The organism is Endozoicomonas sp. G2_2, assembly GCF_017744135.1.
GTDB lineage: Bacteria > Pseudomonadota > Gammaproteobacteria > Nevskiales > Salinisphaeraceae > Salinisphaera.
This window is the reverse complement of the sequence record NZ_JAGHQU010000003.1, coordinates 248980-263347: the sequence shown is the minus strand read 5'-3', so window position 1 is coordinate 263347 and position 14368 is coordinate 248980. Positions and strand designations below refer to the sequence as shown.

Genomic DNA, 14368 nt, shown 5'->3' with positions numbered 1-14368 from the left:
CCGCGAGGACGGCCGGCGCAGTCCTGATGCGCCGGCTATTGCGCGTCGGGCGAAGAATCCGTGTTCTCGTTCGCGGGCGCGGCGTCCTTCTGGCCGCCAAACAGACCCTGCAGCCCCTGCTTGATGCGATCACGGACTTCGCCGTCGACCTTGGCGCCGCGCTCCTCGAGCTTTTCGCGCACCTTGTTCTGCAGTTGCGCCTTTTCGTCCTGGAGACGCTTCTCGGCGGCACCGCGCAACGCGCTCTTTACGTCCAGGCTGTAGCTCGGCGACATGAGGTTGCCGGTCAGGCTGATCGGCACGGTGAGACCGGCCAGCTCGGACAGCTTGCCCGACGCGTTCTCCGGCACCGTGGCATTTACCGTGTAGTCGAGCGCGTTCTTGCCCAGGTCGTAGCTGCCGGAGCCGCTGGCCTCGAGCACCCTGGTGACCAGGTTGAGATCGCGACCGGCCATCACGCCGTCGACGACGTTGAACGACGCGGCGAAGCGATTGAACGGCGTGGTTTCGGAATCGCCGATACCGCTGCCGTTCTCGGGCGCGCCATCGCCGGACAGACGACTGCGCGCCGAAGCGATGACCTGCGCGAGGTTGAAGCCGTTGAAGGCGCCGTCGCGCAGATCGAAACCGAATGTGCCGTTGAGCGCACGCTTCATGGATGCCACCTGCTTGCCGGCGGTGGTGACATCGATGTTCATGTTCGCGAGCGCGCCGACGCGCTCGGTGTCGGCCACATCCTTGAGCAGCGGCTGGAACTGCAGGCCGTTGAGGTTGCCCTTGAGCGCGTAGCGCGGGGTGTCCCTCGAAGCATCGACGCGCGCGCTGACCCGCACATTGCCCTCGTACAGATCGGCCGTGAGCGGCTCGATGGTCAGCACCCCGTCGCGCGCCTTCACCGTGAGCTCGGCGTTGGTCACGTTGATGTTCGCCGCGGTAAGCGACCCGGCGGAGAGCTTGCCGTCCAGACGCAGATCCTTGAGCGCGGACAGGTCGATCTCGGCTTCCTTCTGCTCTTGACCGCCGCCGGTTTCGGGCGGCTTCTCGGTCTGCGCCTGTTCGGCGCTACCCGGCGGCAGGTAATCGTCGACATTGAGCTCGTCGAGATCGAGATCGAAGGTCGCGGCCGGGTTGTCGAAGTTCTCGACCCCGGCAGAGCCCTTGAGCGAACTGGCATCGAGCGTGGCCAGCACCTGCTTGAACTGCACGCTGTCGTTGTTCGCGGTGAACTGGGCATCGAAACCGGCCGACGACAACGCCTCCGAATCCTGCGTGGCCGGTGCCTCGATGGCGAGTTCGCGCATGACCGAACGCGGGTCGAAACGCTTGACCGTGACCCGCCCGGAATAGGACGGCTCGGCATTGAGCCCGGTGCCGTCCATGCTGCCGGTCACGTTCAAGCCTGCCGCCTGCAGCGAAACACCCGACAGCTTGAGCCGGCCTTCGGCGGCATCGAACTCCCCGTTGCCGCCAAGCGTGGCCTGCTGCTGACCGTTCGGCACCGCTTCACCGTTGGCCAGCACGTTCAGGCTGAGGTCCGAGAAGCGATAGAACTGCTCGGCGATATTCGGTTCGATGCGCGTGATCAGGTTGAACTCGGCCGCGAACTTTTCCGCCGGCGCGGCCACATCACCGGAAAACTCCAGCCGTACGGGCTCGCCGTCGACAAGACGCCCGGTGGACAGGGTGACATCGGTGAGGCGGTAGTCTGCGCCGGTTGTCGCGTCCTGCCAGGACACCGCGGCGTCCTGAATGTCGATCGCGCCGATCTGCAGTGATTCGAGCGTGAAACTGGATTCATCCTCGGAATCGTCCGGGGCATCGGTCTGCTCTTCCTCGGCCGCCTGATCCTGGCCTTCGGCGATATGCTCGCTGATATCGGCCCAGTTGCTCCGGCCTTCGTCGTTGCGGGCCAGACGCAGGCGCAGCCCGTCGAGGCTCACCGTCCCGACCTCGATATCGCGCGAGAGCAGCGGCAGCAGTTTCACGCTGATCTGGGCAGCGTTCATTTGTGCCATCGGTTCGTCGCCGAAGCCTTCGGCATTCGCGACGTCGACCCGACCGAGTTCCAGGCCCAGCCATGGGAAGACGGAAAGCCCGATATCACCGCTGATATCGACTTCGCGGCCGATCTGGCGCTCGATCGCCGCGTTGATCTGGGCCTTGTAGTCGTTGGGATCGAACAACAGCGGCAGCGCGATTATCGCGACGATGATCAGCGCAAGCAGCACGCCCACCACGGCAAGCAGAATCCGGAAGGTACGTTTCATGCAGGCAACGCCATACTGTGGATTAGCGAAACGGCGAACAGCCACGCCGCGTGAAGTCCCAGTGGACCCCATTTCCGGCCGGCGTGTTCCCGAGAACCTTGGCGCGTCGACGCTGCGGCGCGCAAGTCGCACACCGGCCCGAGGCGCGTTATTCTAACCGTCTTTGCGCGGCCACAGCGCGCAAACCACTTTCGACGACGTGCTCAGGCAATCATGCAGATTGAAGTCAACGGCGCACCCACGGAATGCGCGGAGCGGATCACGCTCGCGCGTCTGATCGACGAGCTCGGCTACGCTGACGAGCGCATCGCGGTCGAACACAACGGCGAGATCGTGCCGCGCGACGACCATGCCCGGACATCGATCGAAGCCGGCGACCGGCTCGAGATCGTGCACGCCATCGGCGGTGGCCAGGCCGTGTCGGAATCCGACAGCCTCACCATCGCCGGACGCAAGTTCGAGTCGCGCCTGCTGGTCGGCACGGGCAAATATGCCGATTTGGACCAGGCAGACGCCGCGATCCAGTCCTCCGGCGCGGAAATCGTCACCCTGGCGATTCGCCGCACCCCGGCGCTGTCCGATCCGGAAGCCGCCAAGAAGCGCAACCTGCTGGATATCCTGCCGCAGGACAAATACACCCTGCTGCCCAATACTGCCGGCTGCTATACCGCCAAGGATGCCGTGCGTACCTGCCGCATGGCGCGCGAGCTGCTCGACGGTCATAACCTGGTGAAGCTCGAGGTGCTCGGCGACGAAAAGACGCTGTACCCGGACATGAGCGAGACCCTAGTCGCCGCGCAGCAACTCGTGGACGACGGCTTCGAGGTGATGGTCTATACCAGCGACGACCCGATCGCGGCCCGCCGCCTGGAAGACATCGGCTGTGTGGCGATCATGCCGCTGGCCGGGCCGATCGGCTCGGGGCTGGGAATCCAGAATCGCTACAACGTGATCGAGATCGTCGAGAACGCCAACGTGCCGGTGCTGGTCGATGCCGGCGTGGGCACCGCCTCCGATGCCTCCATTGCGATGGAAATGGGCTGCGACGGCGTGCTGATGAACTCGGCCATCGCCCATGCCAACAAGCCGATCCTCATGGCCCAGGCCATGCGCCACGCAGTGATCGCCGGCCGCATGGCATTTCTGGCCGGGCGCATGCCGCGGCGCCGCTATGCCTCGGCATCCTCGCCGATGAGCGACCTGCCCTTCTAGGCCTTTCACCTGCGCGGGCCACCCGCTTCACCGCGGCCGGCCCGTGCCGTACCAGGATTGCACCGCGTGAACACGACGCACGATCGCCGTATCCGCAGTTTCGTCCGCCGCGAAGGCCGGCTCACCGCCGGCCAGCAGCGCAACCTCGACAATCTCTGGCCGCGCTACGGTCTGGCGATGCCGACAGCCCCCCTCGACTGGGACGCAATCTTCGGCCGCACCGCACCGCGCACGCTCGAAATCGGCTTTGGTGCCGGCGAGGTGCTTGCCGATCTGGCCATCCGGCATCCCGACGAGGACTTCATCGGCATCGAGGTCTATCTCACCGGCGTCGGCCGTCTGTTGGGTGCGCTCGACGACGCTGGCGCGGGCAACGCCCGGGTGTTCAACCTCGACGCCGTGGACGTGCTCAAGGCCGGCTTCGCCGACGACAGCCTCGACAACGTGCTGCTGTATTTCCCCGACCCCTGGCCCAAGAAACGCCACCACAAACGGCGTATCGTCCAGCCGGCTTTTGCCGACGAAATCGCCCGGGTACTCAAGCCGAACGGACTCTGGCGCCTGGCAACGGACTGGGCCAACTACGCCGAACATATGCGCGAGGTGCTCGACGCGCACGAAGCGTTCGAAAACGTGGGCGACGTCGGCGGTTTCGTCAGTGAGCCGCCGCGGGCCGGCACCCGCTTCGAAGCCCGTGGGCGCCGCAAGGGCCACGAGGTCTTCGACATGGCGTATCGCCGCCGCTAAAACCCGCCGGAAAAGCCCTCGGACTATTGCTGAACGCATCGGTCGCGCAGCCTGCGCACAGGTTCGGCCGGCTGTCGAAACCGCCGCACCCTGCTGATTGGCATCACGTTTGCATCACCAAAATGGACGATGCGTATCGCATACGCGCGACGCTGCGCATTGGCCGAATGGCGAGTGGCGGGGTTTCTACGATGCCTGTACCGTCGAGAAAGGGATCGGTCGAGTTGCGGCAACCGGAACAGTAACGCCGGCAGTCCGTTGCACACGGCCGTCGAATAGATGCGGTTCGGCCGGCACGGCGACGTCCCTGTCGCACCCCGAATCGTTCAATCGCACGAGGCGAGACAATGGCAGACCCGGATAACGCGGACCCACACAGCCCACCGCGGGAGAGTAACGTGATCCTGTCCGTGCTCAACGCGATCGATCTGGGGCTGGGGTGGCTGGAGCGCGTCGTTGTCGCCGGCAGCGTGCTTGCCATGGCCGGACTGATGAGTTTGCACGTCGTCAGCAGACTAATCTCAAACGTGTTGGCCTCTTACCAGGACTATCCAGGACTGACATGGCTAGCCCAGGTCAACGCGAGCATTCCTAGCGGTATTCCCGGCACCGAAGAAGTCACTCAGATGCTGATCGTAATCATGACTTTTGTCGGCGTCGGCTACGCCGCGCGCTGCGCACGGCATATCAGCATGTCCGCGATTTACGATCAGCTCAGCGGCTGGCCACGCAAGGCGTTGCTGATCATCATCTGCCTGGGCACCGGCGCGCTGATGTTCTTTTTCGCCTGGAAATCGGCGGAATACGTGATGGTGCTGCAGGAGCGCGGGCGTACCAGTTCGTCGCTGCATGTGCCGTTCTGGATGATCAATATGGCGCTACCCATCGGGTTCACGCTGGCCGGCGTCCAGTACCTGCTCACCACCATCCGCAATCTCGTGAGTGACGACATCTACCGCTCCTTCACCGAGAAAGAAACCTATAGCGACGTGCCGCTCGACGGCAGCGGCCAGGCCCATGCGCCCGACGAACCGCATGGCCTCTGATATGGCGCACGGATACCGGATTACGAAGACCTTGGGGGACGCGGGATGTTGATTGGGTTGGGCCTGCTCATGCTCGTGCTGCTGATGCTCGGATTTCCAATGATGGTGCCCTTGGCCGTGGGCACGCTGTACATGATGTTCACGAACATGACGTTCTTCGGCCCCGACCAGGCCGTGAGCTGGATGATCAACGGCGTGGGCAGCTGGGTGCTGGCCGCCGTGCCGATGTTCATCTTTGCCGCCGACATCCTTACCAAGGGCCATACGGCGAACCGCCTGCTCGATCTCGTGGATGCCTTCACCCGGCATCTGCGCGGCGGCCTGCCGATCACGACCGCGGCCTCCTGTGCGCTGTTCGGCGCGGTGTCCGGCTCGACCCAGGCGACGGTCGTCGCCATGGGCGGGCCGATGCGCCCGCGCCTGCTCGCCAAGGGCTATCCCGACAGCTTCGCGCTGGCGCTGATCATCAACGCCAGCGACATTGCCCTGCTGATTCCGCCCAGTATCGGCTTCATCGTCTACGGCGTGGTCATGAAGACCTCGATCGGCGATCTGTTCCTCGCCGGGATCCTGCCGGGCCTGCTGATCCTCGGGATGTTCTCGTTCTACTGCTATGTCGGCGCGCGTATCAAGGATATCCAGCCGGAGCCCAAGGCCAGCTGGAGCGAGCGCTTCACCGCATTTCGCAAGACTATCCTGCCGCTCGGTTTCCCGATCCTGGTGGTCGGCGGTATCTACGGCGGCTATTTCAGCGCCGTCGAGGCATCTGCCATAGCGGTCGCCTACGCCCTGCTTCTGGAAGTGGTCATCTACCGACAGGTCTCGATCCGCGACCTCGGCTCGCTGGCGCTATCGACCGGCATGATCACGGCGGTGGTGTTCATTCTGGTGGCCATCGGCGCGGCGTTTTCACAGACGCTAGGCACCGCCGGTGTGCCAGAGCAGATCCTCGGCCCGGCGGTCGACGCCATCGGCGACAATCAGGTGCTCGCGCTCCTACTCATCGCAGCGGCCTTCTTCGTCGGCTGCATGTTCGTCGACCCGATCGTGGTGATCCTGATCCTCGTGCCGATCTTCAAGCCGCTGGTGCAGTCGGCGGGGCTCGACCCCGTCCATGTCGGCGTCATCGTGACCCTGCAGGCGGCCATCGGCTCGGCGACGCCGCCCTTCGGCTGCGATATCTTTACCGCCATTGCTGTATTTCGCCGGCCCTATCTGGACGTGATCCGCGGCACTCCGCCGTTCATCGCCATCCTGATGCTGGCCACATTCATCCTGATCCTGTTCCCGCAGATCTCGCTGTTCCTGCCGTCTCTCGGCGGCCAGTAGAAAAACACGCTGGTATCTGGCGCCGACCGTGTTCGCGGTCGGCGCTTTTTTTATGCACGGCGTTTTGCCTGCATGCCTGCCCCATATCCGCCAACCACGACCGATCCGACGGCCTGCGAACCGCTCCAAGCCGTTGCCGACATGCAAGCGCGGCTTACCGCTCTCGCCTTACGTCGTTGGCGACCTGGGCCGGCTACGGCGCACCCATGCGGATTCAAGGCGGTAGGCAAACGCATGACGCCTCGAGCCGCGATCGACTGACGCCGACACAGCTGCGGCCGTTCTGCCGGGCTGACATGTCGCAGCCGGGTGCATACGTTACCTACGATCAGCCGACCCGGGCTGCGCGGGCTGATGCTGTGACCCGAAGCCGCCACGCCCGTGCGCCATGGCGCTATTCGCGAAGGCCCTACTAACCCTTGCCGCCGAAGGCCAGACAGCGCGCCTGGACGAACCGCCGTCGTGCGGCTTGAACGCGCACATGACGCGCATAAAAAAACCCGGCCGGGCCAGTGGTCTTACCACCGCACCCGGCCGGGTCTTGCGCGTGACTCACGCAGGCGTGATAGCCCGCGCGGCGACAATCATGTCGCGTCGAAACGCATCAGTTGGCGCTTTCAGCGCTTTCCATGCTTTCTTCGTCTTCCATCGCGTTTTCACCGCCGCTACCACTTTCAGCGTCTGCACTGGCGTCGTCGCCGCTCGCATCGCTTTGGCTGCTGGCGCTGCTGTCGTTACTGCTGTTACCGCTGACCTTCTCGGTTTCGGCAAGCAGCGTGTCGAGGGCGGCCTTGCCACGGTCGCCGACTTCTTCGACGAACACGTCGCGTACCGGCATGGACATCTCGCGGAACCGCTTGCGCTCCTCGTCGGACAGCTCGATGATCTGGATATCGTCTTCCTTGATGGTTTCCAGACGTTCGTCGTTGAACTTCTTCTGGATCTCATAGCCGCGATCGACCAGCGTCTTGGTCACGTCATTGACCATCGTGCGCTGCTCGTCCGACAGGCCTTCCCACCAATCGAGGTTGCCCATCAGCGTTGCCACGAACTGCGACTGCTTGGCGAAAATCATGTAGTCCTGAACTTCGTAGAAGCCCATTTCCTCATGCGCGAACACCGGCTGGATGTTGCCATCGGCCTGGCCCTGCTGAAGCGCGCTGTAGAGCTCGCCGTAGGCAATGGTGATCGGCGACGCGCCGTACGCGCGATAAGTGGAACGCAGCAGGCTGTTGTCCATCACGCGAATGCCGAGATTCTTGATATCGGCGGGCGTGTGAATTTCCTTGTTGGCGGTCCAGACCTGATAGCCCTCAGTGAGCTCGGCCAACGGCACCAGACCACGCTCCTTGAAGGAGGTCTGCCATGCATCGCTCTTGAGGAAGGCATCCGAGTTCAGTACTTCGGCGGCCTGGCGCTCGTCCTCGGGCGTCACGAAGTTAAGCGATAGCAGCTGAGACTCCGGCACCGTGCCGCCCAGCGCGCCGGAACCGAAACCGATCTGGATGGAACCACCCTGAATCGCGTCGTAGAGCGCCGAATAGCTCGAACCCCACTTGCCGTAGGGCAGCAGCTCGACGGTCACGTCGCCGCCACTCTTCTCCTCGATCATCTCCTTGAATTCGACAGCGTACTGGTGCTGAACACTGCCTTCAATTTCCTCAAGACCGAACTGCCATGTCTGCGAGCTCTCGGACGCGTCGGCGCTATCGTCCGACGATTCGCTGTCGGACGACGACTGTCCGCAGGCCGTGAGCGCCAGCGCGGTCAGCCCGACGGCACAGTAAGTAGAAAAAGCCTTCATCAGGCGCATGATTCCCCCTAGTTCTGATGGATGATTACTCGAATTCACTACATGGCATCCGGCCGTGGCTGTCAAGCCAACCATCGGTGCATGCAGCCGATCCCGGACTGCCGCGAAGCGGCTTGTCGGTGGTATCTTCGGGCCTTTCCCGTCGTCGGCCGGTCACGCCAGCCAGGCTCTCGGCCTGGCCGAACCATGATTTGCGCCGCGGCCCGCCTGTCTTCAGAGTTGTCGTCATCATGTCCGTGATTCATCCCATCGTGGCGGTGACCGGTTCGTCCGGGGCCGGCACTTCAACCGCGCGTACGGCCTTCGAACACATATTTCATCGGCTGCACGTGAAAGCGGCCTTCATCGACGGCGACGCCTTTCATGCCTACAGCCGCCCGGAGATGGCCAAGGCCGTGCGGCGCGCCACGATTCGCGGCGAGAACTTCAGCCATTTCGGCCCGGGCGCCAACGTACTCGACCGGCTGGAGGCGTTGTTTGCGGAATACAGCGTCAGTGGCACCGGCGAAACCCGGCGCTACCTGCACGACGAGATCGAAGCCGCCGAGTTCGACCGCGAGCCCGGCACCTTCACCGACTGGGCACCGATCGAGTCCGACACCGAACTGCTGCTCTACGAGGGCCTGCACGGCGGCGTGGTCACCGACCAGATCGACGTGGCGCAGCATGTGGATCTCATGGTCGGCGTGGTACCGACCATCAACCTGGAATGGATCCAGAAGATCCGGCGCGATATCGACGTGCGCGGCTATGCCCCCGAAGACGTCGCCAAGGTGATCCTGCGGCGGATGCCGGACTATGTGCGCTATATCACGCCGCAATTCTCGCGTACGGACGTGAACTTCCAGCGCGTGCCGCTGGTGGATACGTCCAACCCGTTCGTGGCGCGCGACGTACCCAACGCCGACGAATCCATGGTGGTGATCCGCTTTCGCGATCCGAACCGCTGGGCGGTTGATTTTCCGTACTTGCTGACCATGATCCACGGGTCATTCATGTCGCGGCCCAACACCGTGGTGGTGCCCGGCACGAAGATGCGCATGGCGATCGAGATCATCATCGGCCCCATCATCCGGCGGCTGCTGGAACAGCGCGAAGCCGCGCTGTCGCGCTAGACGCCCCGCGCCGCCCTTCGACCAACGCTCAGGAAAGACTGCAATGCAATACCGCAAACTCGGCCGCAGCGATATCGACGTCAGCCGGATCTGTCTCGGCACCATGACCTTCGGCGAGCAGAGCACCGAGGACGAGGCCCACCGCCAGATCGACTACGCGCTCGACCAGGGCGTGAACTTCATCGATGCCGCCGAGATGTATCCCGTGCCGCCCAAGGCCGACACCCAGGGCCGCACCGAGGAATACATCGGCTCCTGGCTGGCGGCATCGGGACGACGCGACGACGTGGTGCTGGCCAGCAAGGTCACCGGCCGCTCGAAGATGGACTACCTGCGCGACGGCTTCGAGACGCGCCTCACACCGCGCCAGATCCGCAGCGCGATCGAAGCCAGCCTCGAACGCCTGCACACGGAATATCTCGACCTCTACCAGGTGCACTGGCCGGATCGCTCGACCAACACCTTCGGCAAGCGCGGCTACGTCCATAACGAAGAGGACGACGCCGTGCCGATCGAGGAGACCCTCGGCGAGCTCGGCCGCCTCGTCGACGAGGGCAAGGTTCGCTGTGTGGGCATTTCCAATGAAACGCCGTGGGGTCTGATGCGCTACGTGCGCGCGGCCGAAACCGAGAACCTGCCGCGCGTGGTCTCGATTCAGAACCCCTATTCGTTGCTCAACCGCACCTTCGAAGCCGGCCTGGCAGAATGCGCCGAGCGCGAGGACGTCAGACTGCTGGCCTATTCGCCTCTGGCGTTCGGCATGCTCACCGGCAAGTATCTGAACGGCGCGGCGCCGGAGGGCGCCCGCCTGACGCGCTGGGAGCGCTTCTCGCGCTATACCAATGCGCGCGGCACCCAGGCGACGGCCGACTATGTTGCGCTCGCGCAGAAACACGGCATCGATCCGGCGCAGATGGCGCTGGCGTATGTGAACAGCCGCAGCTTCCTGACGTCCAACATCATCGGCGCGACCACGATGGAACAGCTGGAAACCAATATCGCCAGCGCCGACGTGGAGCTCTCAGACGAGCTGATCGAATCGATCGAGGCAATCCACGCCGACAATCCGAACCCCTGCCCCTAGACAGGCCCGCCGGCGGACGCCATCGCGGGTCGGTTTCAAACCGGCCCGCGATGGCGCGATCTCAGGACGCGGCGACGTAGCGGTAATACTCGATGCCGGTGTCGCGAAAATCCGGGCGGTCGATCTCGCCGATATGGTCGACGACGAACTCGTCGTGCGCCGGCACCGGCTGCAACGCCGCCGGGCGACCATCGTGGAGCGCGGCGTACTGATCGTGATCGAGATCCTTCGGCGTGCCGAGCGCCTCATGAAAGTTGATCCGCATCGCTGCGGCACGCCAGTCGCTCGCCACCCGCATGGGCAGCGCCTCGGCGGCATCGCCGCTGCCGTAGCCCAGCGCAAGCCAGCGCTGGCCGGCCAGGTCGAGGCCGTCCTCGGCGGCCTGGACGAACCCCGCGGCAAGCCAGGCCGGTAGTGCCGCGGTGTAGAGATTGCCCAGATCGCGCATCATCTCACTGCCGAGCGACAGCTTGCCGGCGACCACGCGATCCCAGACGTCCGTGCGCCGCAGGTGGCGAAGGAGCAGGCTCGCCAGCGGAAAGGCATCGTCGCCGCTGGCGCCTTCGCGCACGCGCCGACGCATGTCCGGCGCCGCGCCGGCGATCTCGGCGAACAAAGCTTCGGGGTCGATATCCGCGGCCGTGCAGTATTCACGCAGCTCGGCACGCGCGGCATCGTCGCCGTCGGCCAGCGCGAACAGCCAGGCCATGGCCCAGCCGGCGGCCGGCATGCGGTGATAGGGCCGATGCATGAATACCGCGTCCACCGCATGAAAATAATCCGGGTTTCGATCCGGCTGGCGGGCAAGCATTGCGTTCATGGCATGCCGGGTGGCGTCGACATAGCAGCTGGTGGAATAGCGGCCGTTGAACACCGGCAGATCCTGCATCTGCCCGTCCGTGCGCGGAGACTGATCGCGAAAACGCGCGAACGGCTTGCGAAAATCGACCATGCGGTAATCCGAGGCGCTACCCGCGCGCGACAGATCGACGTGCAGCAATTGCGGTTCGGCTTCCAGCAGGATCGCGACCGCGCCGGCGCCCTGGGTGGGTTCGCCACTGCTGCCGCGTTCGTACTCGGCGATATCCGAACACACAACGATCGCCTTGCGCCCCGCCCCGTCCGTGGCGAGATAGCGCAGCGCCGCCTTCATGGCATACACGCCGCCCAGGCAGGCATGCTTGAACTCCGGCACCTCGCATTCGCGCGACATCGCCGGCATGTCGTGCGCGGCCAGCGCGTCGTCGAGCATGCCTTTCACGATCACCGCGCCCGCGGAATTGTCGCTGCTCGACTCGGTGCCGAGCGCCAGGTAACCCACCTCGCGCGGGTCGATATCGTAGGCCTGTATCAGCCGCCAGGCTGCGTTCGCGCCGAGCGTGTACACGCTCTGCTCCGGGCCGCGCATGCGGAAACTGCGCCCGACGACATTGCGGATCTTGTCCCAGGGCTGGTCGTTCCATTCACACCAGTCGGCAAGCTGCACACGGTATGGCGGCAGATAGAGTGCCAGTCCACTGATTCCAGGCATCGGCTTTCTCGTTGAATCGCGGCGCTGCCGATCGCGGCAGACGGAAATCTATTCGCTCGTATGCTAGCAAATGCTGCACCCTGCATCGCAGCCCGCAAATGGGCGACGCGCGCGCTATCGCGTATCCTTGCGCCTCGTTTCAAACCGTTGCCACATCCACGGCATGAGCGCCCGCTCGACCCATAGCTGCACTGCCCGCGCCCACAGCAACATCGCCCTAATCAAATACTGGGGCAAACGCGACGACCGGCTGAAGCTGCCGGCCGTGGGCTCGATTTCGATGACCCTGGACGCGCTGTACACCGACACGCGGGTCAGCTTCTTTCCCGGCGCCGAACACGACAGCGTGGATATCGGCGGCCGCAAGGTCGATCCGGCGCCATTCACGGCGTTTCTCGACCGGGTGCGCGCTCGGGCGGGCATCGATTATCGCGCGCGGGTCGAATCCTGGAACAACTTTCCGACCGGCGCGGGACTAGCGTCGTCGGCGTCGGGTTTCGCGGCGCTGGCGCTTGCCGCCAGCCGCGCGGCCGGGCTCGAGGCAAACCCGCGTGCGTTGTCGATTCTCGCCCGCCAGGGCTCCGGTTCCGCGGCACGTTCGATCTTCGGCGGGCTGGTGGAAATGCATCGCGGCACGCGCGACGACGGCCAGGACGCATTCGCCGAACCGATCGCGAACAGCGCCGACTGGCCACTCGAAGTGATCGTGGCCATCACCGAGCGCGCCCCCAAGACCGTGAATTCGTCGGTCGGCATGAGCGGGCTCGCCGAACGATCGGATTACTACGATGCCTGGGTATTGCATGCCGAGGACGACCTCGCGGCCATGCGCGAGGCGATCGGCGGACGCGATTTCGAGGCGCTAGGCGCGCTGGCCGAGATGAGCTGCCTGAAGCTGCATGGCCTCATGCTGTCGACCCGCCCCGGCCTGCTCTACTGGAACCCGGCCACCGTCGCGGCCATGCAGGCGGTACGCGCGCTACGCAGCGAGGGCGTTCCCGTTTACTTCACGATCGACGCCGGCCCGCAGGTCAAGGCGATCTGCGAACCGGAGCACGCGGCGACCGTCGAACAGGCACTGGCGGCTGTACCCGGCGTGCTCGACACGCGCCGCAGCGCGCTCGGCCCGGCCGCCTACGTCCTCGACTGAACGCATGCCGAAAGCCGTAGACGCCAGCGCGCCGGGCAAGCTGTTCTTGATCGGCGAATACGCCGTGCTCGATGGCGCGCCCGCACTGCTGACCGCGGTCGATCGGCGCGTGCATGTTCGCGTGGCGCGCGCGCCCAGCGGGCGCTGGTCGCTGACCGCGCCGAACCTCGGGCTCGACAGGCTCGATCTCGGCCCGCACGCAAGCCGTCGCCCCGCTTTCGCGCGTGACGTGGAAGCCAGGCTCGGCGTGTTCGATGCCGTGCGCGAGGATTTCCTGAATACCGCCGATATCGAGCCGACGCCGGTGCATATCACCATCGACAGCGCCGATTTCGCGCGCGACGGCCACAAGCTCGGACTGGGGTCGAGCGCTGCCGTGGCCGCCGCGCTGTATGCCGCACTCGCGCATTACGCCGGTGTGCCGCTCACGCGTCGCACGCTTGCAACGGCGGCCATTCGCGCCCACCGGCACGCGCAGGACGGCGCCGGCAGCGGCGGCGATGTGGCGAGTGCGGTATATGGCGGCTTGATCAGCTATACGCGCGACGCCGAGCCGACCCCGCTTGCCTGGCCCGCCGATCTCGCCGCGTTCGCGGTTGTGACGGGCACCGGCGCCAGTACACCGGACCTCGTGGGCCGGGTGCGCGCCTACGCTTCAGCCCATCCCCGGGCCTACAATGACGATATCGGGCGCCTGGCCGAGCTTGCGGCAACCGCGCCCCGGCGCCTGGCCGACACAAACGATTTTCTGGCGCTTGCCGACGCCTATTTTGCTGCGCTGTGTACGCTCGATACGCATGCGAAGGCCGGCATTGTCTCCGCGCAGCATCATGCGCTCGCCGATCTCGTCGCCGACGCGGGCGGCGTATTCAAGACATCCGGCGCCGGCGGCGGCGATGTAGGGCTGGTTTTCGTTGCCCGCGGCCCCAATGAACAGGCAGTACGACGCGCCCTCATCGAGGCCGGCGCAGAAATCGTGGACCTGATGTTCGGCGCCGCCGGCGTCCGTATCGACAGCGCCGACATCGGGGATTCGCGGCAGGTGCGATAGCATGTTGCACCCCACATCGAAAT

Annotated in this window: 11 protein-coding genes and 1 pseudogene; 9 read left to right on the top strand and 3 right to left on the bottom strand. The window is 64.9% G+C overall.

From position 1 onward, the window contains the following. Positions 1-35: 35 nt before the first annotated feature. A complete protein-coding gene (locus J7355_RS05345; protein ID WP_209060618.1) occupies positions 36-2267 on the bottom strand; it encodes an AsmA family protein in 2232 nt (743 codons plus the stop codon). Between the two features lie 213 nt (positions 2268-2480). On the opposite strand from J7355_RS05345, the pseudogene thiS reads away from it, so the two are divergent. From thiS to J7355_RS05320, 5 genes and pseudogenes are all read left to right on the top strand, one after another. Then, positions 2481-2666: pseudogene (gene thiS, locus J7355_RS17995) on the top strand (sulfur carrier protein ThiS); the annotation flags it as partial. Between the two features lie 18 nt (positions 2667-2684). Next, positions 2685-3479: a thiazole synthase gene (locus J7355_RS05335; protein WP_209060785.1), complete on the top strand. Its 795-nt coding sequence runs from the start codon at positions 2685-2687 to the stop codon at positions 3477-3479. Between the two features lie 66 nt (positions 3480-3545). Then, positions 3546-4226, top strand: a complete 681-nt coding sequence (gene trmB / locus J7355_RS05330) for a tRNA (guanosine(46)-N7)-methyltransferase TrmB (RefSeq protein WP_348523000.1) — start codon at positions 3546-3548, stop codon at positions 4224-4226. 347 nt (positions 4227-4573) lie between these two features. Further along, the gene (locus J7355_RS05325; protein ID WP_209060614.1) at positions 4574-5272 is read left to right on the top strand and encodes a TRAP transporter small permease; all 699 of its coding nucleotides are present in this window, start codon (positions 4574-4576) and stop codon (positions 5270-5272) included. A gap of 45 nt (positions 5273-5317) precedes the next feature. Further along, positions 5318-6601, top strand: coding sequence for a TRAP transporter large permease (locus J7355_RS05320; protein WP_209060613.1), 1284 nt, complete (start codon positions 5318-5320; stop codon positions 6599-6601). A gap of 604 nt (positions 6602-7205) precedes the next feature. Here J7355_RS05320 and dctP read toward each other — a convergent pair. Continuing rightward, positions 7206-8414: a TRAP transporter substrate-binding protein DctP gene (dctP, locus tag J7355_RS05315; protein WP_247739781.1), complete on the bottom strand. Its 1209-nt coding sequence runs from the start codon at positions 8412-8414 to the stop codon at positions 7206-7208. A 230-nt stretch (positions 8415-8644) separates the two neighbouring features. Between dctP and J7355_RS05310 the strand changes: the two genes are divergently transcribed. Both J7355_RS05310 and J7355_RS05305 read left to right on the top strand, forming a co-directional pair. Then, the gene (locus J7355_RS05310; protein ID WP_209060612.1) at positions 8645-9529 is read left to right on the top strand and encodes a phosphoribulokinase; all 885 of its coding nucleotides are present in this window, start codon (positions 8645-8647) and stop codon (positions 9527-9529) included. Positions 9530-9572: 43 nt separating this feature from the next. Continuing rightward, a complete protein-coding gene (locus tag J7355_RS05305; RefSeq protein ID WP_209060611.1) occupies positions 9573-10613 on the top strand; it encodes an NADP(H)-dependent aldo-keto reductase in 1041 nt (346 codons plus the stop codon). Between the two features lie 61 nt (positions 10614-10674). On the opposite strand, the gene J7355_RS05300 is transcribed toward J7355_RS05305, so the two are convergent. Next, positions 10675-12144: a hydroxymethylglutaryl-CoA synthase gene (locus tag J7355_RS05300; protein WP_209060605.1), complete on the bottom strand. Its 1470-nt coding sequence runs from the start codon at positions 12142-12144 to the stop codon at positions 10675-10677. Positions 12145-12307: 163 nt separating this feature from the next. Between J7355_RS05300 and mvaD the strand changes: the two genes are divergently transcribed. Continuing rightward, the gene (mvaD, locus tag J7355_RS05295; protein ID WP_209060604.1) at positions 12308-13294 is read left to right on the top strand and encodes a diphosphomevalonate decarboxylase; all 987 of its coding nucleotides are present in this window, start codon (positions 12308-12310) and stop codon (positions 13292-13294) included. Between the two features lie 4 nt (positions 13295-13298). Next, entirely contained in the window at positions 13299-14345 is a 1047-nt protein-coding gene (locus J7355_RS05290; RefSeq protein ID WP_209060602.1) for a hypothetical protein, read from the top strand. The last annotated feature ends 23 nt before the right edge of the window (positions 14346-14368 follow it).